19 protein-coding genes are annotated in these 24,352 nt (G+C 32.4%); 10 read left to right on the forward strand and 9 right to left on the reverse strand.

Features of this window, described 5'->3' with window-relative positions; translation table 11 throughout:
- Nucleotides 1-165 precede the first annotated feature (165 nt).
- The 7 genes from V6251_RS11925 to V6251_RS11955 all read left to right on the forward strand — a co-directional run bounded on the left by V6251_RS11925 (nucleotide 166) and on the right by V6251_RS11955 (nucleotide 7,386).
- Entirely contained in the window at nucleotides 166-681 is a 516-nt protein-coding gene (locus tag V6251_RS11925) for an RNA polymerase sigma factor (protein WP_341588384.1), read from the forward strand.
- 52 nt (nucleotides 682-733) lie between these two features.
- On the forward strand, nucleotides 734-1,645 hold the full coding sequence (locus V6251_RS11930; protein WP_341588385.1) for a FecR family protein: 912 nt from the start codon (nucleotides 734-736) through the stop codon (nucleotides 1,643-1,645).
- Entirely contained in the window at nucleotides 1,605-4,172 is a 2,568-nt protein-coding gene (locus tag V6251_RS11935) for a TonB-dependent receptor plug domain-containing protein (RefSeq protein WP_341588386.1), read from the forward strand. Before V6251_RS11930 ends, V6251_RS11935 begins: the two co-directional genes overlap by 41 nt.
- Nucleotides 4,173-4,249: 77 nt before the next feature.
- Nucleotides 4,250-5,179, forward strand: a complete 930-nt coding sequence (locus tag V6251_RS11940; protein WP_341588387.1) for a hypothetical protein — start codon at nucleotides 4,250-4,252, stop codon at nucleotides 5,177-5,179.
- 90 nt (nucleotides 5,180-5,269) lie between these two features.
- Nucleotides 5,270-5,932, forward strand: coding sequence for a 3,4-dihydroxy-2-butanone-4-phosphate synthase (ribB, locus tag V6251_RS11945; protein ID WP_341588388.1), 663 nt, complete (start codon nucleotides 5,270-5,272; stop codon nucleotides 5,930-5,932).
- Nucleotides 5,933-6,508, forward strand: coding sequence for a Crp/Fnr family transcriptional regulator (locus tag V6251_RS11950; protein WP_341588389.1), 576 nt, complete (start codon nucleotides 5,933-5,935; stop codon nucleotides 6,506-6,508). It abuts the gene before it with no gap.
- Between the two features lie 110 nt (nucleotides 6,509-6,618).
- Complete coding sequence (locus V6251_RS11955) at nucleotides 6,619-7,386, forward strand: hypothetical protein (protein WP_341588390.1); 768 nt, start codon at nucleotides 6,619-6,621, stop codon at nucleotides 7,384-7,386.
- A gap of 104 nt (nucleotides 7,387-7,490) precedes the next feature.
- Here the strand turns inward: V6251_RS11955 and argS are convergent, their stop codons facing one another.
- The gene (gene argS / locus V6251_RS11960; protein WP_341588391.1) at nucleotides 7,491-9,275 is read right to left on the reverse strand and encodes an arginine--tRNA ligase; all 1,785 of its coding nucleotides are present in this window, start codon (nucleotides 9,273-9,275) and stop codon (nucleotides 7,491-7,493) included.
- A 356-nt stretch (nucleotides 9,276-9,631) separates the two neighbouring features.
- Between argS and V6251_RS11965 the strand changes: the two genes are divergently transcribed.
- Complete coding sequence (locus V6251_RS11965) at nucleotides 9,632-11,764, forward strand: tetratricopeptide repeat-containing sensor histidine kinase (protein WP_341588392.1); 2,133 nt, start codon at nucleotides 9,632-9,634, stop codon at nucleotides 11,762-11,764.
- Here the strand turns inward: V6251_RS11965 and ctlX are convergent.
- Nucleotides 11,697-12,629 (reverse strand): citrulline utilization hydrolase CtlX, encoded by a 933-nt coding sequence (gene ctlX, locus V6251_RS11970; protein WP_341588393.1) that lies wholly within the window; start codon nucleotides 12,627-12,629, stop codon nucleotides 11,697-11,699. The genes V6251_RS11965 and ctlX overlap by 68 nt on opposite strands.
- 218 nt (nucleotides 12,630-12,847) lie before the next feature.
- Here ctlX and V6251_RS11975 point away from each other — a divergent pair, with 218 nt between their 5' ends.
- Together V6251_RS11975 and V6251_RS11980 are read left to right on the forward strand one after the other, a co-directional pair.
- A complete protein-coding gene (locus tag V6251_RS11975; RefSeq protein ID WP_341588394.1) occupies nucleotides 12,848-13,198 on the forward strand; it encodes a hypothetical protein in 351 nt (116 codons plus the stop codon).
- A 248-nt stretch (nucleotides 13,199-13,446) separates the two neighbouring features.
- Nucleotides 13,447-13,884, forward strand: coding sequence for a hypothetical protein (locus V6251_RS11980; protein ID WP_341588395.1), 438 nt, complete (start codon nucleotides 13,447-13,449; stop codon nucleotides 13,882-13,884).
- 73 nt (nucleotides 13,885-13,957) lie between these two features.
- Here V6251_RS11980 and V6251_RS11985 read toward each other — a convergent pair whose 3' ends face one another.
- The 7 genes from V6251_RS11985 to porU all read right to left on the reverse strand — a co-directional run bounded on the left by V6251_RS11985 (nucleotide 13,958) and on the right by porU (nucleotide 24,116).
- Nucleotides 13,958-14,644, reverse strand: coding sequence for an SDR family NAD(P)-dependent oxidoreductase (locus tag V6251_RS11985; RefSeq protein WP_341588396.1), 687 nt, complete (start codon nucleotides 14,642-14,644; stop codon nucleotides 13,958-13,960).
- Nucleotides 14,634-15,596: a M28 family peptidase gene (locus V6251_RS11990; RefSeq protein ID WP_341588397.1), complete on the reverse strand. Its 963-nt coding sequence runs from the start codon at nucleotides 15,594-15,596 to the stop codon at nucleotides 14,634-14,636. Before V6251_RS11990 ends, V6251_RS11985 begins: the two co-directional genes overlap by 11 nt.
- Nucleotides 15,597-15,691: 95 nt before the next feature.
- Nucleotides 15,692-17,323: a pyruvate dehydrogenase complex dihydrolipoamide acetyltransferase gene (locus V6251_RS11995; protein ID WP_341588398.1), complete on the reverse strand. Its 1,632-nt coding sequence runs from the start codon at nucleotides 17,321-17,323 to the stop codon at nucleotides 15,692-15,694.
- Nucleotides 17,324-17,326: 3 nt separating this feature from the next.
- Entirely contained in the window at nucleotides 17,327-18,328 is a 1,002-nt protein-coding gene (gene pdhA / locus V6251_RS12000; RefSeq protein WP_341588399.1) for a pyruvate dehydrogenase (acetyl-transferring) E1 component subunit alpha, read from the reverse strand.
- 98 nt (nucleotides 18,329-18,426) lie between these two features.
- Nucleotides 18,427-18,909, reverse strand: a complete 483-nt coding sequence (cdd, locus tag V6251_RS12005; protein WP_341588400.1) for a cytidine deaminase — start codon at nucleotides 18,907-18,909, stop codon at nucleotides 18,427-18,429.
- A gap of 80 nt (nucleotides 18,910-18,989) precedes the next feature.
- Nucleotides 18,990-20,189: a type IX secretion system outer membrane channel protein PorV gene (gene porV, locus V6251_RS12010; protein ID WP_292942320.1), complete on the reverse strand. Its 1,200-nt coding sequence runs from the start codon at nucleotides 20,187-20,189 to the stop codon at nucleotides 18,990-18,992.
- Between the two features lie 33 nt (nucleotides 20,190-20,222).
- On the reverse strand, nucleotides 20,223-24,116 hold the full coding sequence (gene porU, locus V6251_RS12015) for a type IX secretion system sortase PorU (RefSeq protein WP_341588401.1): 3,894 nt from the start codon (nucleotides 24,114-24,116) through the stop codon (nucleotides 20,223-20,225).
- Between the last annotated feature and the right edge of the window lie 236 nt (nucleotides 24,117-24,352).

Below are 24,352 nucleotides of genomic sequence, written 5' to 3' on the forward strand. Positions count from 1 at the left end.
AACAAGATGATTATTAAAATTGTTTCAATGATGGTTATTAGTTTTTCGGTGTCCATGTTTACTATTTTATATTGTTCTGCCAATAAGACAACACAAAATATATTTACCCTACTTTTACACAAAAATTATATTTAGCCTAACCTATTTAAAAGCTAAAATTGGTTTATGATTGAGAACACAAACAACCTCTGTGAGGAAAAAAACTTTAGTGATTTTTATGTCAAGCATTTACAATCTGCAAGTAATTTTGCATTTTATAAATGTGGTGATTCTGCAAAAAGCCTAGATTTGGTCCAAGATGCATTTTCAAAAATTTGGGAAAATTGTGCTAAAATAAATTTTGATAAGGCTAAGACGTATTTATTTACATCCATTAAAAATATGTTTTTAAACACCATAAAACATAATAAAGTGGTTATGGATTATGCTAAAGCTGCACCTTATTTAGATACAGACAATCAAAGTCCAGAATATTTATTAGAAGAAGAAGAATTTAAAACAAAACTGCAAAATGCAATTGCATTATTAACAGATGGACAGCGTGAAGTTTTTTTATTAAATAGAATTGAAGGCAAAAAGTATCGCGAGATTGCTACTTTATTAAACATTTCACAAAAAGCAGTCGAAAAACGCATGTCAATTGCATTAAAAACATTGAAGCAACACATACAGAATATTTAATCAAGTAGGGTAAACACAACATTAGTTGTCTTAATATTGAAGGACGTTTACAATGAAAAAAGAAAAAAACATATTACAATGGTTTAATAACGAGTTATCTAATCAAGAATTAGATGATTTAAAAAAAACCGAAGACTTTAAAACTTTAGAAAAAATAAAGCATTACAGCTCACAACTTGAAGCACCTAAAGTTGATGCACAACAAGCATTACAACAATTTAAACAAAGACAATTAACAAAAACAAAACCTAAGGTTATTGCTTTAAACTTTAAATTATTTTTAAAGATAGCAGCATTGTTAGTTGTTATGCTTGGAGGCTCTTACTTTGTGTTTTTTAATAATACAGATACGTTTAGCACACAGATAGCGGAAAACAAAACCATTACGCTACCTGATAACTCTCAAGTTATTTTAAATGCAAAATCTAAACTATCCTACAACAAAAAAACGTGGGACAAGCAACGCAACTTAAAATTAGATGGTGAAGCCTTTTTTAAAGTAGAAAAAGGTCAAAAATTTACAGTTAACACTACTGCTGGACTAGTGCAAGTATTAGGCACACAATTTAACGTTAAAGAACGTGACAAATATTTTGAAGTAGTTTGCTATGAAGGGTTAGTTAGTGTTACACATAATAACAAAACCGTAAAACTACCTAAAGGCAATGGGTTTAAGGTTACTAATGGAACCATTGAGCTTATAACAAACAATACGACCACAAAACCTGATTGGATGCAAGCTGAAAGTAGCTTTACAAACATTGCTTTACAAGAGGTTATTGCAGAGTTAGAGCGTCAATATAACGTCACCATAAAAGCAACAGCTGTAGATACAACCCAACTGTTTTCTGGTACTTTTACACACAATAATCTAAACACAGCTTTACAATCCATAACCATCCCTTTAAAAATTAGTTTTAAAATTGAAGGACAAACCATTACATTTTATAATTATGGAGGTTAGACATTGGCTTGTTGGTTTTTATCTATTAATAGTTTCTACTGGTTTTAGTCAAAACCAACAGATACCATTGGCTGATTATTTAACCACAATCGAAACCACTTTTAATGTCAAGTTTAGTTATGCTGTAAAGGACGTGGCTAACATTAATATTACACGACCTAGTAATACTTTAGACCTAAACAGTACATTAGACTATCTTAACGCTAATACACTTTTAAATTTTAAAACAATAGACAAGCGTTACATTACAGTTTCGGTGTTAGAAAAAACTATTTCTATTTGCGGAACTGTACTTTCTGAAGAAACAAATCAAGGTCTTTTAGGTGCTTCAATTATTGTAAACGACACCTACTTAGGTACCAGTAGTGACCATAATGGTCAATTTAGTCTAAATGACATTCCGCTTCAAGCGACCATAACTATTTCGTATCTAGGATTTAAAGACCAAATTATTACTGCAAGAGCTTTTTTTGATAATCAACAAGGCTGCAAACCCATTACGCTATTAGTAGATAACCAGATGTTGAGTGAGGTTTTAATTACCAAATATTTAACCACAGGATTACAAAAATTAATAGACGGAAACATCGTGCTAAACACAGAACAATTTGGAATTTTACCAGGTTTAATAGCACCTGATATTTTACAATCCATTCAAGTACTTCCTGGCGTAGAAAGCGTTAATGAAAGTGTTGCCAATATAAATGTTAGAGGTGGAACCAATGATCAAAACTTAATCCTTTGGGATGGCATTAAAATGTACCATTCTGGACATTTTTTTGGATTAATATCTGCTTACAATCCAAGTTTAACCAACAAAGTTATTGTTACTAAAAACGGAACAAGTAGTCAATATAGCGATGGTGTATCTAGTACAATTAATATGTTTACTAAGGATAAAATTACAAACACTTTTTCTGGAGGAGCTGGTGTTAATTTAATTAGTGCAGATGCCTTTTTACAAATTCCGATATCCAAAAAATTAGCGCTACACATTTCTGGACGACGCTCCATTACAGATGCATTTAACACACCAACATATGACAATTATTTTGAAAGAAGTTTTCAGGATAGCGACATTAACATTAATCCAAACTTAGACAATAGCACAACGCAATCCAATTTTGTGTTTTATGATTATACTGCAAAAGTCCTATTTGATTTAAACGACAAACACCAATTTAGAGCCAATATTATTGGCATCAATAATAATTTAGATTATACCGAAAGCACTACAGATAGCAACACTACGACGTCCACAAAAAGCAGCAATTTAACTCAAGATAATTTAGGTTATGGCGCAAACTGGAATGCACAATGGAACGATGCTTTTAGCACTAACGTGTCAGGTAGCTACTCGCAATACAACGTAGACGCTTCGGATTTGCGTGTGCAAACCAATCAGCGTTTAACACAAGCTAATGAGGTCTCAGAAACTAGCTTACAACTTAAAACGCAATACCAAATCAATACTAATCTATCTTTTATTAATGGCTATCAGTTTAACGAGATTGGTATATTAAACCAAACCACAGTCACTGTTCCATCCTACTCTAAAACAAAAAAAGATGTTTTGTTAAACCATGCTTTTTTTACAGAAGTACAATATCATAAAAACAATACCTACTTAAGACTAGGTGCACGTGCCAATTACTTCCAAAAGTTTGACCAATTACTAATAGAACCAAGATTAAATATGCGTCAAAAATTATCTAACCAATTTGCTATAAAATTGGAAGGCGAATTTAAAAATCAAACTGCCACGCAAATTGTAGATTTTCAGGATGATTTTTTAGGTGTAGAAAACAGACGTTGGATACTTGCAGACAACCAAAGCATACCAATTTCAAAAAGTAAACAAGCCTCTTTTGGTATAGACTATAAACAACGCAACTTGACTCTAGATTTGACTAGTTTTTACAAAGTAGTCCAAGGTATTACTGCCAGAAATCAAGGATTTTATAATAACTTTCAATATTTAAACGCTATTGGAAATTACACCTCTAAAGGTGTCGAGTTTTTAGCTAATAAAACAGCAGACCGTTTTAGCACATGGTTAAGTTACACGTATAGCATTAACGACTATCAATTTGACAGTTTTACACCATCCGTATTTCCAAATAATGTGGATATTAGACACTCGGTTTCATTAGGTTTTAATTATAACGTATTACAAAATTTACAACTCTCAGTAGGTAGTGTTTGGCATTCTGGTCAACCTTACACTAACCCACTTGCCAGTAACCCAACCGTCCAAATCAATAATAATTATTACGTTAATTACGACCAACCAAACAGTCAAAATGTGGATCCATTTTTTAGATTGGACGCGTCTATTAATTATGACTTTAATTTTACTAAGGACTCAAGACTTAGTTTTAGAGCTGGTGTAAAAAATGTAACCAATCACCATAATACCATAAATCGTTATTTTGAAGTCGATCCAGAAGACAACAATAAAACCATCCAAATCGATAATAAATCCCTAGGATTAACACCAAACGCTAGTTTGCGTTACAGCTTTTAATAGCTTATCTTTCTTAACATTAAAGGTTTTTAAAAGACCCTTTTAAATGCACAATTGATAAGCAACGCCATTTTAAGATGAAAAAAACTATCATAATACTTTTTCTATTGTTAGCAATAACCGCTTGCAAGAACAACACCAACCAACCACAGTCACCAACTGAAACACCTTCCGACTACCAACAAATTATTACAACCCATTACCAATTATATAAACCTACCCAAAAAGCAAAAGCAGTACTAATCCTTTTTGGCGGTTTTCCGGAACAAGCAGAGGATATTAAAAAAGAATTTAAAATTCTGGAACACGCTAAAAAAAACAACATTGCTGTCCTGCTATCTAACTACAATCAAAAATTATGGTTAGACACGCAAGACAAACAACAACTAACCACACGATTACAAAACGCTATCACTGATAACCAATTACCAACAGATGCCATTTATATTGGTGGTTTTTCCAGTGGAGGCGTTGTAAGTTTGCTGCTAAGCGATTTTGTAGCAGCCTCAAAACAATATAACTTTAATCCAAAAGGCGTCTTTATTGTGGACTCTCCTATTGACCTAGAAGCCTTGTACAAAGCGTCTCAAAAAAATCTAGAGCGTCAATTTTCTGAGGTATCTGTAGAAGAAAGCACATGGATACAAAACACATTAACTGAAGCTTTTGGACCACCTGAAACCAATCTGGATCACTACCAAAACAATAGTGTGTACACCTACAGTAGTAACTACACAAAAAATTTACAACATTTAAAGAATACAAAAATACGATTGTACACAGAGCCTGACACACTATGGTGGAAAACCAACCGAAAGGCAGATTATGACCAAATGAATGCGTATTACATCAAAAAATTAGCCGAACAACTACAAGCACAACAGTTTAAAAACGTGCAATACATACCAACCAGAAATAAAGGTTACCGCTCCAATGGAGACAGACATCCTCATAGTTGGTCTATCATAGATGTGGAAGATTTGGTAGCTTGGATTTTAAACGACTAACTACTTAAAATAAATTAATTATTTGACATACATCAAATAATATGGTTTACTACAACTTTAGTTTTGCATCTTAATAATTATAAAAAAATTATGATACTTACAAAACTAAATTCAAAAGAATTATCTGGCTATACAAGTCAAGATCGTGTTGAAAACGCATTACAACAACTTCAAGAAGGAAAAGGAATTATTTTAACAGATGATGAAAATCGAGAAAATGAAGGCGATTTAATATTCTCTGCACAACACATGACCATAAAGGATATGGCACTTATGATAAGACATTGTAGTGGTATAGTTTGCTTATGTTTAACTAATCAAAAGGCCGATATATTAAAACTTCCTTATATGGTAAAAGAAAACACCAGTAGTTATCAAACCCCTTTTACCATTTCTATCGAAGCAAAAAAAGGGGTAACTACTGGTGTGTCAGCTAGTGATAGACTAAAAACTATACAAGTGGCTTGTAACAGTAATGCTACAAGTAAAGACCTAGCAAAACCTGGTCATATTTTTCCTTTAAGAGCCAATAGTAATGGTGTCCTAGAAAGACCAGGACACACAGAAGGTAGTATTGATTTAATGAAGTTGGGAGGCTTAAAACCAGAGGCTGTATTGTGCGAATTAATGAATGAAGATGGAACGATGGCTAATACAAATACAATTATATCATTTGCAAAACAACATGATTTAATAGTCCTATCTATACAGGATATTATTGATTATCGTAAATTTGTAAGAGACTACAAATAAATGACAAACTACATTGAACTCACCAATTTTATAAAGAAGAATATTGACATTGAAGATAAAGACCTAGAAGTGGTACTATCTTATTTTAAAATAATCAAAAAAAGTAAAAATACTATTTTACTATCAAATGGAAAAAATAGTCAGGTTAGTTATTTTGTAAAAAAAGGTTGTTTACGCCTGTATTACATAGACGAGGAAGGCAAAGAAATTACACGTTACATTGCTTTTGAAAATCAATTTGCCACAGAACTTGTCAGTTTTATAACCAATGAACCTGCTCAGGAAACCATTCAGGTTATAGAAAACAGTGAGTTACTATATATCACACATGATGATTTTAGACACCTAATGACTATCATACCTATATGGAAAGATTTTTACAGAATCTATTTAGAAAAAGCGTACGTTAATAATTCAAGACGCTTGTTATCGTTTACAGCTTTAGATGCATCAGAAAGGTATAAACAATTGTTTAAAATAAATCCAAATATTGTCAAGCGACTACCAAATAAAATAGTGGCATCTTACATTAACATATCACAAGAAACCCTAAGTCGAATAAAATCTAAAATCTAATTGCATATTACATTAACTACTCTATTCATTTAAAAAAACTTCAAACACATAAATCATAATAAATAGGTTACCTTTCCAAAAAACAACTTAATACATAATAAACCTAATAAATGAAAAAAGTAATTTACACCTTTGCACTTTTAGCAGTCTCATTAATGTCATGTGAAAGTAGTTCAGACGACGAAACAACTCCTCTTAACGCCACACCTACTAACGAGACAATATTACCAACTCAATTAGATATTGTTTATTCTGATGGAGAAACTGAAACGATTACATACAGTTATGATGGAATGAAACTTATAAAAGAAGAATCATCTGATGGTTATTATACAGATTATGTTTATACAGATAATAAATTAAGCGCTATTAATTACTACGAGGATTCTAATGCTGAAATCCTAGAATCCTATACGTACGACGCTCAAGGACGTGTTGAAACAATTTCAACCAATATTATTGGCGTAGGTATATATGAGTATAGCCAAACTTACAATTCAGATAACTCTGTAATTACACAAACCTCAACAACTTCTGCTGGCGCAACACCTTCTACCACTACAGTTAGCAATGGTAATGTAGTAAACTCTACAGACGGAACATATTACACGACTACTTTTAATTATGACTCTAAAAATGGCGTATTTAAAAATATAGATGTAAGAGATGTATTGGTAACCATTGAATCTGAAAATGGTTATGCTACTAATTTCACATTAAATAATCGCACTAGCGAACAGGTAGTATATAATCAAACTTTAGATAGTGAAAACTATACGTATACTATGACTTATACTAGTTTTGATTACCCAAGAACAATTCAAGAAAGCGAAGAAGGGGATATCACATTATATACTTACACGTATAATAACGACTAAAAGTCTACAACGTATTACTTTAAAATAAGTAAAAAGAAAGAAAAATCATAAAAAAACGCTTTCAAATACTTGAAAGCGTTTTTTTATATAGTAAAGTATTAAGCTTACATGCGCTCTGGCACTGCAACGCCTAATAAGCTAAATGCATTTTTTATAGTGTTTGCTACGGTTTTGGATAACTGTACTCTAAATATAATTTCGTTTTGTGTATCTGCACCAAGTATAGATACGTTTTGATAAAAACTATTAAAGGCTTTTACCAAGTCGTAAGTATAATTAGCAATTAACGCAGGACTGTGGTTTGTTGCTGCTTGCTGTATTACCTCTGGAAACAATTGTAATTGCTTGATTAACTCACGCTCCTTGTCGTCCAAAGTCACTTGATCTGCACTTAGCGTGATAGTCTCTGTGATATTAGCCTTACGCAGTATAGATTGGATTCTAGCGTACGTATATTGTATAAAAGGTCCTGTATTACCCTGAAAATCGATAGACTCTTTTGGATCAAATAAAATACGTTTTTTAGGATCTACTTTTAAAATGTAATATTTTAAAGCACCTAAACCAATCGTTTTATAAAGGTCTGCTTTTTCTTGATCTGTATAACCGTCTAGCTTACCTAAATCCTCAGAGATGGTTTGTGCTGTGTCAGCCATTTCGACAATTAAATCGTCAGCATCTACAACTGTACCTTCTCTACTTTTCATTTTTCCAGAAGGTAAATCTACCATTCCGTAACTTAAATGAAATAGGTTTTTAGCCCAATCAAAGCCTAGTTTTTTAATAATTAAAAACAGAACTTGAAAGTGGTATTCTTGCTCATTACCAACAGTATACACCATACCACCAACATCTGGATAATCCTTAACACGTTGGATAGCTGTCCCAATATCTTGGGTCATGTAAACTGCTGTTCCGTCAGAACGTAATACAATTTTTTCGTCTAATCCATCTGCTGTTAAATCGCACCAAACAGATCCATCTTCTTTTTTAAAGAACACGCCAGATTTTAAACCTTCGGCAACAAACTCTTTTCCTAAAAGGTAGGTTTGACTTTCATAATATAAGTTATCAAAATCTACACCTAAGTTAGTATACGTTTGTTCAAAACCTTTATATACCCAACCGTTCATGGTTTGCCATAAAGCAACAACGTCTTTATCTCCAGCTTCCCATTGTTGTAGCATTTGTTGTGCTGCTACTAAAATTGGCGCTTCTTTTTTAGCGTCGTCTTCGGTTTTACCTTCTGCTATTAACGCTGCAATTTCTTTTTTGTATTCTTGGTCAAACTTAACGTAGTAGTTACCTACTAATTTATCGCCTTTTAAACCAGTAGATTCTGGTGTTTCACCATGACCAAAACGTTGCCAAGCTAACATACTTTTACAAATATGTATTCCTCTGTCGTTTATAATTTGTGTTTTGTATACTTTTTTTCCAGACGCCTTTAAAATTTCGGCAACACTGTATCCTAATAAGTTGTTTCGGATGTGACCAAGGTGTAATGGTTTGTTTGTATTTGGCGAAGAATACTCTACCATTACGGCTTTATTTTCCGCGCAAGCGTTAACAAAACCAAACGTGTCTTGATCCTTAATAGTATTAAAATAATTTACAAAATAGGATGCCTGAATCTCTAGATTTAAAAAGCCTTTTACAACGTTAAACCCTTCTACTTCTGAGACATTGTCCACCAAATAATTACCAATAGCCTCACCTATTTGCACAGGATTACCTTTTACAACCCTTAACATAGGAAATACAACTACTGTAATATCTCCTGCAAATTCTTTACGTGTTGCTTGGAATTCTACAGTTTCTAAATCTGCGCTATAAACGGATTTAAAGGCTTGTTTAACGTGTTGCTCTAAGATGTTTTGAAGGCTCATTGATTATATTTTTTGAAAGGGCAAATATAGCATTTATTGAGCATAAACTATGGCTTTTTGTTATCCTTATTAGCTTGGAGTATTGGATTAAAAAAAGTAAAATACAACTTTAACATAATTGTTATTATATATGCCAAGTAAGTCTAAAAATAATAAAAATACCGTTAGTCTAATTTTTTGGCATTACCACTTAAAAATTATGATATCAGCATTTTAATAATCATTTTTAACCCTCGAAGAAAAATCCCTCCAGTTTCTTCTGTAATCAAACTAACTATTAAGTCATTACCCTAATTGCGGTTAGATTGCTTTTATGTGCAATTTATCTTACATTTGTTGTAATGCTGTATATTTAAATGAAGCGACTGATTGTCCTTTTATGCCTACTAAATTTAGCTTTTGGCTTTTCGCAAGAAGAAGAGCTGGAAAGCTTGACTATTCAATTAGCTTATCAGGATCCTGATATCTCTAAAGTGGATACGTCGGTTAGTATTATTAAATTACTTTTTAAAACCGAAGATTACAGCAAAGCATTAAAGTTTATTAAGCAAAGTGAAAAACTAGCTAAAGACTTAGACTACAAAAAAGGATTGGCTGAAATTACATACTACAAAGCTAAAATCCATTATCAAGAAGGACAATACCAAATGGCTGTTGGCGAATTTAAAAACGCTAAAACGTTATTTACCATTATTAAAGACACCATTACTGTTGCTAAAATAAATAGTGATCTTGGCTTTATAGAAATTGAAAATGGTAACTACAAAGTTGGTTTAAACTATGCGTTGTCTGCGATACAAGAGTTAGAAAAACGATCGCTTTTTAATGATTTATCTACCAATTATGAAAGTCTTGCTAATGCCTACCAAAACGCCAATGTTTTAGACAAAGCAATTACCTACAACATAAAAAAAATAGAGGTCGATAATAAAATTAATAATATTAAAGGACTTATTGCTACCAATAAAAAACTAGGAGATATTTATACTTCTAATAAAAATTATAACCAAGCCATTAGTTATTACGAAAGTGCTTTGGGTTATGCTGGCAATAATGACGAAACCACTAGAGCAAACATTTTACCTTATTTAGGTAATGCATATTTAATGGGTAAGGATTATAAAACGTCTGCAAGATATTTATTAGAATCCATTAACCTGAACAGACGTTTTGATAACCAAGAAGGTGTATTGATTGCTTTAAATAGTTTAGGCGAATTATACCTAAAACAAAACCGTTTAAGTACTGCACAGGAACAATTATTGGAGGCTTCCAATTTAAGTCGCTTATTAAACAATGATGAGCAATTACTTAAAAATTATAGATTAATGAACACGTTAGACAGTATTAAAGGCGACTTTGATAATGCTTATGTGTGGCAAAGCCAATATTATAGTTTAAAGGAAAAAATAGATGCTGAAAACAATAAAAAATCGGCAATTATAAAAATAGATACCTTAGATGGTACTACTGCTGAAGTGGATAATATAATTTTACCTGTTACCACCAATGATACGGTTGTTAGCAAGAAAAAATATGACAAATTTAAACTAATCTTTTACGCACTACTAGCTGCTTTTGCTGTGGTCTTAACCTTTTTTGTCCTGTTTTATTTAAAACGAAATAATAGATTAAAATATACCAGAGAGCTAGAGGCTAAGAATAAAAAAATAGAGTTGCAAAACGAAGCTATTTTAGAGCAAAGTAAGCATCTAGAAAACATTAATAAGGTTAAAGACAAATTGTTTTCCATAGTCTCTCACGATTTAAAAGACTCGTTAACCTCTACTAAAGGGTTTATTGATTTATTAAAAGAAGGACAGCTAACGCAAGACGAATTTCATAGTTTATTACCAGAACTAAGCGAAAACGCTAATAACGCATCACTACTACTATTTAATCTATTAAACTGGTCTAAGTCTCAAATGCAGTCTTTAGAGCCAAAACCAACCTTATTTGATATTCAAGAAGTATTTGCAGAGAAGGTAAAACTTATGGATCAAAAATTTGATGCTAAAGGTGTCAAACTAATTGATAAAACATTACGCGATTTTGTTTATGCAGATCGAAGCATGATAGAAATTGTAATACAAAACCTATTAGCTAATGCTGTTAAGTTTTGCAACAGAGGCGACCTTATTACAATTACCAACCAAATTAGTAATGGTAAGTCTATTATTAGCATTGAAGATACAGGTGTTGGTATTACAAAAGAAAACCAAAGCAAACTTTTTGGTAACAATACATTTACCACTAGAGGTACCAACAAAGAAAAAGGTACTGGATTGGGACTAACAATATGCCGAGAGTTAGTAGACTTAAACAATGGTAAAATTTGGGTGGAAAGCGAACTAAATATAGGGAGCACTTTTTATATAGAACTCCCTAAAAGTAGAATTGATAATTTAAGTGATACTGAAACTACACCTTTGGTAGAAACACCTCAGCCATCATACAGCGAGCGCTACCACCTCCACAAGTCTCAATAGTTTCTAAACTACTTGATAATATTGGACAGTGTGCTTCAATTAATTGTATTTGCGTTGGCGTTAAACTGTCGTGAGCAGCTTGGCTCATCACTAAATAAAGTTTATCATCCTTACCTTTAACTTGCAACATGTTACCAGCAAATTGGTGCATTTGTGCTTCAGTAATTTTAATAACTTTTTTGTTGTTTTTCTCTAAGTTACTCACCACATTTTTGCGTTCTTTTTTATCATCAATAGTGTCTAAACATATGACAGCAAAAGTCTCTGCTAAACACATCATCACGTTAGTATGATAAATTGGTAAGCGCTTACCATCAACCGTTTGATTTGCAGTAAAAACGACTGGTGTGTATTCAAAATCTTCGCAAAACTCAATAAATAAATCCTCATCAGCTCTTGGTGATAATGCGCAATAAGCAATCTCGTTTACACGATCTAACAATAAACTTCCGGTACCTTCTAAAAATAGCCCTTCGTCCTCTGCAGATGTGTAATCTATAATATTATTAATTTTAAAACCTTCTTGTTCTAATCTTAAAAACACATCTTCGCGTCTTTCTCTTCTTCTATTTTCAGCAAACATAGGATACATAGCGATGTCACCATTTTCATGAAAACTTACCCAATTGTTTGGAAAAATAGAGTCTGGAGTATCCAAAGAAGCCTTATCATCTATCACAATTACATTTACACCTACAGCTCTAAGTTTGTCTACATAAGCATCAAACTCGTCTTGAGCTTTTTTATTTATTTCGACATTTTTAAGAGCTAAATCCTCTTGAAAATAATTATTTACTGCTGTTTGCTCATTCATCCTAAAATTTACAGGACGAATCATTAAAATTGTATTTGTTGTTTGATGCATATTAAAATTTTTCACAAAAGTAAATTAATTTAAAAAGAAAAGCATTTAAAAAATAAGTAAATTGAAATCTTAAAAACCACCTTATAGAATTTGTACAACAGTATTTACAAAGTGAGCGTTTACTTGGCTTAAGCGCAGTAATTATAGGCTTATTATCTATTACAACTAGTATAATTTTTTACGTTAACAAACCACAATTTAAAGTCTTTGCGATTACCATGTTAATCATTGGATTAATAGAAGCTGGATTATTTATAACTGGTTACTTTTTAATAAACAATCAAAATAACGTGAATAAAAAAATAGAACAATTTATAATTAATAAAGACAACTATTTAAAGACTGACAAAATAGTTGTGGATAAAAACCTGAAAGCCTTTTTTATCCTTAAATTAATTTATGCCATAACATTTATACCCTTAGCTATTGTGTTATCTAAGATTAACCTTAAACCCATCTATTTTGGCATATTTACAGCTTTAATGATCCATCTAGCTGCTGCTATTGTAATTGATACATTTGGAGAACGTTATACTAAAATATATAAGACAATATTGAAACTACATTAAAATTATAATGACTTAAAATTGGTTTTTATAGCGACGCGCTTAATAATCAATCCCTGATAATAAGGATTTAATAAAAGGATAAAAACATCGATATCCAACATAAATCAACTAAATACTATTAATAATTTAGATTAAATGTTAAAAATTTACGATTAAACAATAGAAAAATTTGTTTTATAATTAAAAATATCTTTTCTTAGTAGTATATTAATAGCATTCCCTTTACACCTAACTGATTAATAGCAACTATGAGATTTTCCCTTATTCTCTTGTTTGTGCTTTCCCTAAGTACATTACAAGCTCAGCAAAATAACGTTGAAACTGCAAATTCTATCGACTATCTACAAGTCACTAGATATAGATTACAACCAAAAGATTTAAATCTAGACCATGTTATTGACACTGAAAAAGTCTATATAAAAATATATCATAATGAAACCGCTAGCATTGTGGATGATTATAATTTTTTTAAACCTAAAAAAAACGAAATCTTATTTTTTTACGGAACCAATGCTGAGAACCAAAAATCAGAAATGTTTTTTAAAGTTCATGACAGCTTAAAAGACGTCTATAAAAAGAAAGATTTTAATCAATTAATGCAAGTCATTAAGGTTTTAGAATACAATATCTTTTCTGAAGATAAGTTTTCAAGTGCTGAAGCCTATGCTGCATTAGAACGTGTGTAATACAAGTATTATATTTAAAAAAATGGCTGACTTTTAATTAAGTCAGCCATTTTTATATGGTGTAGTTTTTTTTTTATGGTGTGGAGTTGGAAACCTGTAACAGTTTACCGTTGTATAATTTATGTCCAGTTAATGCAAAATTAGCCATATAATCTGCCATTTGCTTAGCTGTAGTTGGTGCTTGATAACCTGGAAATGCTTCTTCTAACATTTCAGTCTGCACAGCTCCTAACGCTAACACGTTAAATGAAGGTCCAGTTTCTTTATACTCCTCAGCTAACAGCTCAGTAAGCGTAATAACAGCTCCTTTACTTGAGCTATATGCTGAGAGTCCTGCAAACTTCATACTACCCTGTACGCCTCCCATTGAGCTAACTGTAATAACATGACTATCTTTATTCATATAAGGTAAAACAGTCCTTGTCATTTCGGCAACACCAAACACGTTTGTTTTATAGATGTTTTCAAATTCGTACATGCTTGTTTCTGCAAAAGGTTTATTTAAAACAGCTCCTGCATTATTGATTAAAATATCTACTTGTTTCCAATTATCATTAATAAAAGTATTTACTTTTTTATAATCTTCAGTATTACCTAAATCAAACGAAAAGGAGGTTATATTATCAAAATGAAGGTTATTTACAGGTTGTGCATTTCTAGACAATGCTAAAACGTTATGGCCTTGATTAGCAAAAATGTGTACTAATTCAAACCCAATACCACGACTAGTTCCTGTTATAATTATATTTTTAATTTTCATTTAATGTAATTTCTTTTGTTGGTGTATTACTCATTTTTTCAATACCTGGAATAATACTATTAATTAATTGTACCATATGATTGTAATCTAACTTATCTGCTTCATCATCTACATGGTGATAATAGTCGTAATTAGATAAATCACATGAAGAGATCGTATGACATGGTAAGTTGAACTCTTTGTAAAAAGCATAATTATCTGACTGTCTAAATAGATTATACTTAGCAGCAATCTCTGAATAACCGACTACTTTAGTACCAGAATATTCATTAATTTTTTGTGCTATATTAGACTTGTCAAAACCTGTAACAAATGCAATGTAATCTCTGTCTTTAAAAGGCACACCAATCATTTCAAGATTAATCATTGTGTACATATTAAAATTATCTTGTTTTAATCGCTTTGCTAAATGCGCAGAACCTAACAATCCTTTTTCTTCCGCAGAAAAAGTTACAAAAAGTAAGCTTCTTTTATTAGTCTTTTTAGCACCAAAATATTTTGCTAAGGCTAAAACACCACTAGTTCCAGCTGCATTATCATTAGCTCCATTAGCTATACTGTCATTTGCAACCGTTTTACTTTGACCTATATGGTCATAATGTGCTCCAATTACAATAAATTCATTTTTTAATGTAGCATCATTACCTTCTAAATAGCCAACCACATTGTAAGCGTTTAAATCACCTACTTTAAAATTGTCACGATAGGTATCAAAAAAAGGCGTAATACCATAAGCATTAAACTTAGACTCAACATAGTTTGCTGCTTCACCAATACCTTCTGTTCCTGTATTTCTTCCTTTTAGATCGTCAGATGCCAAAAAAGTTACAATATCTTCAATTTCTTGGGTAGTAACAGTATAATCTTTTGGATCTGAAGTAGTCGTATCAACTTTTGTTTTACAAGCATTAACCATTACAGCTAATGCGCATACTAATAATATTTTTTTCATATTTAGTTTGATTTTAGTTTAAAGATAAAAAAATCCCAAATCAAATATATTGAAATGGGATTTTATATAATTTAAATTTTTGTTATCGCAAAACCTTATACTAACATCGTTACTGGATTTTCAATATACCCTTTTAATGTTTGTAAGAATTGTGCTCCTGTAGCTCCATCTACAGTTCTGTGATCACAAGCCAACGTTAACTTCATAGTATTTCCTGGTACCACTTGACCATTTTTTACTACTGGTTTTTGAACTATTGCTCCTACTGAAAGTATTGCTGAGTTAGGTTGATTGATGATAGACGTAAAACTCTCTATACCAAACATCCCTAAATTAGAAATAGTAAAAGTACTACCTTCCATCTCATCTAATGATAGTTTTTTATTTCTAGCACGACCTGCATAATCTTTAACTGCTGCTCCAATTTGTGGTAAAGACTGCTCATTTGCAAACTTAACAACTGGTACTAACAATCCATCTTCAACAGCTACTGCTACTCCAATATGAACGTGATTATTTAATCTCATTTTATCGTCAAACCACTGCGAGTTAACTTGTGGATGCTGACGTAATGCTAAAGCACATGCTTTAACAATCATATCATTAAAAGAAATTTTAACGTCTGGAATTGAATTATACTGAGCTCTAAACGCCATAGCATTGTCCATATCAAACTCTACATTTAAATAGTAATGTGGGGCAGAAAACTTAGATTTAGCTAAGTTTTTAGCAATTGCTTTACGCATTTGAGAGTTTGGTTTCTCATCAAAATCCTCTTGGCCTGAAGCAACAAATTTAGCAACTGGCGCAGATGATTGTGCTGCTGCAGCTGGTGTAAAGTTTTCGATATCGCGTTTAACAATACGTCCGTTTTCTCCAGATCCTTTTACAAGAGATAAAGTAATCCCTTTTTCTTCAGCCATTTTTTTAGCTAAAGGCGATACAAATATACGACCTGTAGACGTGTTAGATGTTTCTGCTTGAGCAGTTACTGCTGGTTTATTATCTTGTTTAGCCTCTAGCTTAGGTGCATCCTTTTTAGGTGCTTCTTTTAGCTTATCGTCTGTTTTAGTATCACTACCTGATACTTTAAAGTTTTTAGCTATACCAGAAACATCAGTCCCTTCAGGTCCAATAATTGCTAATAATGCATCTACTTTAGCAGAGTCACCTTCTTCTAATCCGATATATAATAATGTACCAGACTGGAACGATTCAAACTCCATAGTAGCTTTATCGGTTTCAATTTCTGCAAGGATATCACCTTCTTCCACTACATCGCCAACTTTTTTTAACCAAGTCGCTACAGTACCTTCTTCCATGGTGTCACTTAACCTTGGCATTGTCACCACTGTAACACCTTCTGGAATATCTTGTTCTTCTGAAGCAGCATCCTCATTATTAGAAGCTGTTTCTTCTGTTTTATCTTCAGTAGCATCTTGAGTTGCTTCTTCTTGACTTCCATTTAGCAATCCCGAAATATCTTCTCCTTCTTCACCTATAATGGCTAAAAGTTGATCAACTTTAGTTGTTTCACCTTCATGTACACCAATATGCAATAAAGTCCCTTCATGAAAAGATTCAAACTCCATCGTCGCCTTATCGGTTTCAATTTCAGCTAAAATATCTCCTTCTTCTATTTTATCTCCTACTTTTTTTAACCAAGCAGCGACAGTCCCTTCTTCCATGGTGTCACTTAAACGTGGCATGTTTATAATTTCTGCCATAGCTTATTTTATTTTGTGGTCTATAAATGGGTAATCTTCTTGATCGTAAACAGCGTCGTACATCACATTTTTTTCTGGATATGGTGATTCTTCCGCAAATTTCTCGCAATCAGCGACTAGAGCCTTAACTCGTTTATCAATGACTTTGATATCTGCTTCAGTAGCATATTCATTTTCAAGAATGATTTGTTTAACCTGAGTGATAGGATCTAATTTTTTGTATTCTTCTACTTCGTCTTTAGTTCTGTAGTGTTGTGCATCAGACATAGAGTGACCTCTATAACGATACGTTTTAACCTCTAAAAATGTTGGTCCATCACCACGACGTGCACGTTGTATAGCTTCGTCAAATGCTTCTGCTACTTTGATTGGATTCATTCCGTCAACAGGTCCACAAGGCATTTCATAACCTAAACCTAATTTCCAGATATCTGTATGGTTAGCTGTACGCTCTACAGATGTACCCATTGCGTAACCGTTGTTTTCACAAACAAAAACTACTGGCAACTTCCATAACATTGCTAAGTTAAAAGACTCATGTAAAGACCCTTGTCTAGCTGCACCATCACCAAAACAACATATGGTTACACCATCAACACCATGATATTTGTCTCCAAAAGCAATACCTGCTCCTAAAGGAATTTGTCCTCCAACAATACCATGACCTCCATAAAAACGGTGTTCTTTAGAAAATATATGCATAGAACCACCTAAACCTTGAGAGGTTCCGGTTGCTTTACCAAATAATTCTGCCATAACACGCTTAGGATCCACACCCATACCAATTGGCTGTACGTGGTTACGATAAGCAGTTATCATTTTATCTTTGGTTAAATCCATTGCATGTAAAGCTCCTGCTAACACAGCTTCTTGCCCATTATACAAGTGTAGAAAACCTCTAACTTTTTGTTGAATGTAGACTGCTGCAAGCTTGTCTTCAAACTTTCTCCAAAACAGCATGTCTTCATACCATTTTATATACGTTTCTTTTGTTACTTTTTGCATTGGTGACGTTTGTATTTTTTTAACGAATAACAAAAGTAACACTTTAGTTATTAATGAAAAAACTGAAAATAGTTATTTTTGTTACGAAAACGATATAGTTACAGTGCTGATTTATCAAAAATAAGCGGAAGTAGGTTTGCTAATGAATTTGAGCGTACTACTTTGCCTGTTTCTCCCATAAAAAACAGTTCGATTGGAATATCTTGTTTCACCTCGTATTCTGCAATTGCTTGTCTGCAAGCTCCACATGGTGGAATTGGTGTTAGGGTTGGATGCACTTGAGATCCAGCTATTATAGCCATTTTTACAAATTTTGCTTTTGGATATTTTGCACCAGCATAATAAATAGCTGTACGCTCTGCACATAATCCTGATGGATAAGAGGCGTTTTCTTGATTACTTCCGGTAACAATTTCTCCGTTATCTAGTAATAAAGCTGCTCCTACACTAAACTTTGAGTAAGGTGCATAGGCATTGTTTCTAGCTTCTGAAGCTTTACTCATTAATGACTGTACATCTTCTGAGACGTCACTAATATTATCAAATACCTGTAATGTTGTTTCAATTTTTACTTCCTTCATAATTTAAATATACGCAACTATTTTAGACAAAAAAACTATTGTTTTCACAATAGTTTTTAAGTTGTTTTATTTATTACTAATTAATACTCATCATACGTTCCTGCACCTAAATTAAAGGTTAAAGAAAAACGTAGTGTACTTTCCAGTGGACTTTGTACTTGAGAGGCTGAGAATAAATATGATAAATCTACATTTATAACATTATATTTAAATCCTGCTCCTAATGCAAAAAATTTACGTGCACCTTTTGTTTCGTGCTCATTAAAATATCCTGCTCTAAATGCAAATGAATCTTGATAAGTATACTCTGCACCTAAGGCATAGGTAAATTCTTGTAATTCTTCTTTAAAACCTCCTGGAGCATCTCCAAAAGATTGAAACACACCAGATAAAAATGGCACATCTGGATCTTCACCAGATACTATATAAGTAGGCTCATCCGCATTCTGAACACCATCTTCATTAGTATCATCAAAACCTAAAAGAGGAGGTGTTGGCACTAATAACTTAGAAAACTCTGCAGTTACTCCAACAGTATTATATTGATCTAATATAAAATCAAAACCTGCTCCTAATCTTAAATTAGTTGGTTGGAAATTATCTTGACCAGCTTCATCATACTTAAATTTTGGACCTAAATTCTGGATAGCAAATCCACCTCTCCAACGACCATTAAAATCGTTATAGGCTTGCTCTTCACTTTGATAATATCCTGAAATATCTACACCAAATGTGCTTGCTGCTTTAGTATCATTATCTCCAATATTAAGTTTTAGATCAGATTGCAAATAACGCATAGCTACAGACATCCCGAATTGATCGCTTAATCGTAAGGCATAAGATACATCTACTGTAAACTCGTTTGGTCTTTGTACCAACGCTTCAGAAAACTCGTCCTGAACAAACTCGATATCACCTAAAGAGAAATATTTAAAACTAGCTGCAAAAGCACTATTATCATTTAGTCTATTAAAATAAGTTACGTTACCTAAAAAGATATCGTTTACTAACTTACTTAAATAAGGTGTGTAACTTATAGCAACACCAGATTTTGTTTCTGAAAACACATATTTTGCAGAATTCCATTGCTGAGAGAATGCGTCTGGAGAGGTTGCAACACCCATATCACCCATTGCTGCTGCTCTAGCATCTGGAGCTATTAATAAAAACGGTACTCCTGTAGTAATTACTCTAGTATCGTTTGGGTTAGTAATAGTCGTTTGCGAAATACCCTTAAGAGATAAAAAGAAAGCTATCGCTATTAAAATTTTATTTTTCATGAATCAATTTTAGTTAACAAATATAATTTTTTATTAGAGGATTACAAGTTTCTCTATTTTTTCTACTGATTTATTGGTGCTTTTAGAATGGACTTTTAGTTTATAAACATAGGTCCCTTTTCCTATTTTGTCTCCAAAATCGTCACGACCATCCCAAATAATGTCTCTAGAAGTAGATTTTACTGTTTTACCGCCTACTAATGATGTTTGACCATTTAGCGTTTTTACTAATTTACCAGATATAGTAAATATTTGCACAGAGATATCTAAAACCTCTGAGCTGTTATGACTAAACCAAAACTCGGTGTAATTAACAAATGGATTTGGATAGTTTAATACGTTATTAATAACTAAACTTTCGTTTTCATTGTACACTACAAATTGGATTTCAGCTGTAGCTGAATTATTATATACGTCCCAAGCTTTAAGTGATAATGTATGTAAACCTGGCTCTAGATTCCTGAAAGGAAACCCTAAAGACCCTCTTGTATAATCGTCAACATCTGTTAAGTAATAGTCATTTAAAACGTATGGATTAACCTCGTCACCATCCAATAAAGCTACAATATCGTGACCAATTCCACTTGCGGTATTTATTCCGTTTTCATCCTGAAATTTAGCTATAAGTGTTGGCGACTCGTTGGTAATTCCTCCAGAAACAAAAGCCTCATCATTCATAAACAACGTAATAACTGGTCCAATATTATCCTCTGCTGCATCAGGATTAATACCACCGATTTTAACGGTTTCGATACTAGCACCTGATTTATCGTTTAACGTATTATTTTGGGTTGCATAAAAACTAACTTTACCGGTTCCTACAGGAATACCAATATCTTTAGGAACTATAAAATCAAATTCAAATTGTCCATTAGTAATAGTGGCTTGACCTCTAAAAACAATAGATCCCAATGTTTTATAATTTAGCTTAATTAGCGATGTGCTATTGTAAGTATTATCATTCGCTAATGTTTCTCTTTCAATTTCTTTATCAAAAATGGTCGTTGTTAAGATTCCATTATAATTAGTTAACACATTACCATTTACATCTGTTACTTCTCCTGCTAATTTAGCATAACTTAATGCTTGTAATACATCTGTATCTTGAGTGATTGGCACATCGTTAATTTTAGTAAGTGTAATGTTTGGATCTGGAAATGCTAATTTTAGAGCTGGATCACCAATACAAAATGCTAAGTTTTTTTGAGAGTTAGAAAAATTGGGATCATTTTTAGCTAATCTTAGTGCTTCTGCAACAGATGGATATTCGTAATCACTATATGTATCTAATGTACTGTATGAGAATAAATACTCTTTTAAAATCTTATTAAAGTCTTTTCCTACCGTTACAAAAATCTGTCTTGTAGTGGTTACTAACGCAATTGCTCCAGCGGATTTATTCCAATAAATTAACTCTCCTGCAGTTACCCTTAAAGGGTTATCAAACCTTGTAAACTCACAAGTTACTGTTACAAATAGATTTAGCTTACAATCGTTATTTAAAGCTTCAGCATCATCTTTTTGAAAAATACGTTCAAAAGCCAAACCGTCTTCTCCTCCATGCCCAAAATAATTAACCATGATGGCTCCTTTTTCGATAGCATTAGTAATAGCTTCTGTTACTTCTGGATATCTATCTCCTCCAGCAGATGCTTCTTGTTGGTAGGAGTCCGTGTGTATTTTAGTTACATTTATAAAAGGTTTAAATTGTGCAACTTCATCTGCAATCTCGTCTGTTGTTTCTTGTAATGTTGCTTCCCAAGCCTCATCGACATCATCAGATATTACTACAAAATTATTACGCCAACTACCTAAGGCTCCTTTTGAATAATAGACTTCAATTTTATCTACCATTTCTTTAGCGCGTTGCGGTGTATCTGCCACTATCCTACCTACTGCTACATCTAATTTATGGGAATTATTGTAGGCATCAATATTACCTTCATTTGCATCTAAATAAGCATAAAAGTCATCCGATATAAATGAATTTGACAAGTTAAAACTGCTGTAAGCATTCCAAGTTGGAAAATTATACGTGTTATCGGATATTCTACCCTTATAGTCAAATGAAGAATCTCCAAAAATGCATAAATACTTTACGCGATTATTTGGCGTACTAGCATTATCATAAACATATTTTACAAAATTCCTGATACCTGCTATATCTGGATTACCATTAGAAAACTCGTTATAAATTTGGTCTAATATTACAACCTTTACATTAAGATTATTTTTCTCTCTGTTAATTTGCGCCAATCGTTGTGCTTGAGACAAATGAGAACTGGTGGTCAGCATTAAATAGTCAACATCCTGAAAGCTACCTTGATTATTTAAAAATATGGTTCCTTTTAAATTTTGATTATTTACTCTACTGCTACTTGCCAAATTTGGTTCAAAATAATCCTGAGAACTAACAGTCACAAACTTTTTTAAACTACCCATTGGTACGTTAAAACTAATTGTACCTGCTGCTGCAGAATTACTTATTGAAGAAACATCATATAAATTAGTTACATCCCAAACCTCTTGTACCTGAGCTGCGTTAGAAACCACATAATTGGCTACACCTGCAGTTGACGCTGTTTGATTATTTTTAAATACAAATTGTTTTCCGCTAAAAGTTAAAGCTCTTGTAGCTTCTACAGCAACATAATCTAAATAGGAGGTCGCACTAGGGTTTCCTTGATTATTAAAATCCAAAGTAACGTTTACACTATTGCTAGCCACAGATGTTGTCCCTTGATAAGAACCTCCTGTTACATAAACCCCATCTATTGGACTAGTCGCATTCATGGATATATTACCAACTGCATTACTATTTACACTCAAAGCAAAACCACTGGCACTAGATGAAGTAGACACTGTAACCACTTTTAAACTTACAGGAACAGAGGTTACTAAATTAGGAAAATCAAAATTAAAGGATTGCGAGTTTTCTACTCCAAAACGCTCACCAAACCATCGTCTTCCAACAAAAATTATATTCGTTTCATCTACTTCATGAAACTTATAATCTTGAAAGGTATTTACTACTAAATCCGGAGTACCTGTTGCCTGACTAAAATTTTGGATCCTTTTACCTTGTCCAGAACTAATATTAAGATAGTAAACCGCTTTATTGGTATACGGATTAATATTAGTATTAATGTTACTATCCGAAACATTTGCAGAAGGTCCGACAGCATAAAACAACACATAATCGTTGTCATTAAAAACACCATCTTCCTCACCTACTACTTTAATAGCATTTTCAGTGGGATCAAAAGGAAAATTAGCACTATTTGAAAAAGGCATCATCATACCTCCATTTCCATAAATTTTTAAATTTCTTGGATCAAAACTAGAGACGTTAATTCCCATTTGATTTAAAAACGACTTTGAAAGCTTAAAAACACCAGTTTTAGGTATTTCAAACTTATACCATTCACCACTATTCAAAACAGAATTTGTGATAACTTGAGAATTGTTTAGTCTGCTACTATTACTAGTTGCTGCGTTATTATACTTAATAGTAAAGCTAGTTACCTTCTTATAATTATTACCTTCTCTTACAATAGGACTTAAAGTAAAAACAGCATAATTAGTAGTTCTAGCAGCTCCATTTTTTAAAGAAAATTGTAATGTTGTTGGTATTGTGGAAAGGTTAACATCCTTTAAATCTTCTCTAGCAATAGGAAGATAATTAACGTTGGTTACTTCAATAGAGTTTTCGGCAACAAAACCATTTACAATCCATTGCTCAACAAACTGCAAACCTTCTGACAAATCAAAAGAGAAGTTTTTAGAAGGTGAAAACGTAGGTATATTTAAAGAATAACTATCTGTAGCATAAGTTTGGGTATTATCCCATGCTAAGTTAAACTTTTTTTCTTGTGAAAATATTGGCGTTAGGTAGAGTACTAGTAGTACTAATAAAATCTTTTTCATTGCATTAATAACGTCTTATTTTAAATGATATTACTTAAATCTTAATAATTTCATAAAAACAAGTCAAAATTACGATAATAATTTTTAATAACCTGCGTTATACAGTTCCAAAACATCGATTAAAAGCAAATTTAATATCGATGTAACGTAAAAAAATAGGATGAAATGCATTTAAATTTTACTCAAAAATAACATTTTATGTTGTTTTGTTGGGTTTAATTATTATATTGCGACTC

The organism is Olleya sp. Ti.3.14 (assembly GCF_038154885.1).
Classification (GTDB): domain Bacteria; phylum Bacteroidota; class Bacteroidia; order Flavobacteriales; family Flavobacteriaceae; genus Olleya.

Excerpts from the sequence above, each read along its gene's own strand:
- V6251_RS11925 (WP_341588384.1), top strand. The coding sequence starts at position 166 with ATGATTGAGAACACAAACAACCTCTGTGAGGAAAAAAACTTTAGTGAT.
- V6251_RS11930 (WP_341588385.1), top strand. The coding sequence starts at position 734 with ATGAAAAAAGAAAAAAACATATTACAATGGTTTAATAACGAGTTATCT.
- V6251_RS11940 (WP_341588387.1), top strand. The coding sequence starts at position 4,250 with ATGAAAAAAACTATCATAATACTTTTTCTATTGTTAGCAATAACCGCT.
- ribB (WP_341588388.1), top strand. The coding sequence starts at position 5,270 with ATGATACTTACAAAACTAAATTCAAAAGAATTATCTGGCTATACAAGT.
- V6251_RS11950 (WP_341588389.1), top strand. The coding sequence starts at position 5,933 with ATGACAAACTACATTGAACTCACCAATTTTATAAAGAAGAATATTGAC.
- V6251_RS11955 (WP_341588390.1), top strand. The coding sequence starts at position 6,619 with ATGAAAAAAGTAATTTACACCTTTGCACTTTTAGCAGTCTCATTAATG.
- argS (WP_341588391.1), bottom strand. The coding sequence starts at position 9,275 with ATGAGCCTTCAAAACATCTTAGAGCAACACGTTAAACAAGCCTTTAAA.
- V6251_RS11965 (WP_341588392.1), top strand. The coding sequence starts at position 9,632 with ATGAAGCGACTGATTGTCCTTTTATGCCTACTAAATTTAGCTTTTGGC.
- ctlX (WP_341588393.1), bottom strand. The coding sequence starts at position 12,629 with ATGCATCAAACAACAAATACAATTTTAATGATTCGTCCTGTAAATTTT.
- V6251_RS11975 (WP_341588394.1), top strand. The coding sequence starts at position 12,848 with ATGTTAATCATTGGATTAATAGAAGCTGGATTATTTATAACTGGTTAC.
- V6251_RS11980 (WP_341588395.1), top strand. The coding sequence starts at position 13,447 with ATGAGATTTTCCCTTATTCTCTTGTTTGTGCTTTCCCTAAGTACATTA.
- V6251_RS11985 (WP_341588396.1), bottom strand. The coding sequence starts at position 14,644 with ATGAAAATTAAAAATATAATTATAACAGGAACTAGTCGTGGTATTGGG.
- V6251_RS11990 (WP_341588397.1), bottom strand. The coding sequence starts at position 15,596 with ATGAAAAAAATATTATTAGTATGCGCATTAGCTGTAATGGTTAATGCT.
- V6251_RS11995 (WP_341588398.1), bottom strand. The coding sequence starts at position 17,323 with ATGGCAGAAATTATAAACATGCCACGTTTAAGTGACACCATGGAAGAA.
- pdhA (WP_341588399.1), bottom strand. The coding sequence starts at position 18,328 with ATGCAAAAAGTAACAAAAGAAACGTATATAAAATGGTATGAAGACATG.
- cdd (WP_341588400.1), bottom strand. The coding sequence starts at position 18,909 with ATGAAGGAAGTAAAAATTGAAACAACATTACAGGTATTTGATAATATT.
- porV (WP_292942320.1), bottom strand. The coding sequence starts at position 20,189 with ATGAAAAATAAAATTTTAATAGCGATAGCTTTCTTTTTATCTCTTAAG.
- porU (WP_341588401.1), bottom strand. The coding sequence starts at position 24,116 with ATGAAAAAGATTTTATTAGTACTACTAGTACTCTACCTAACGCCAATA.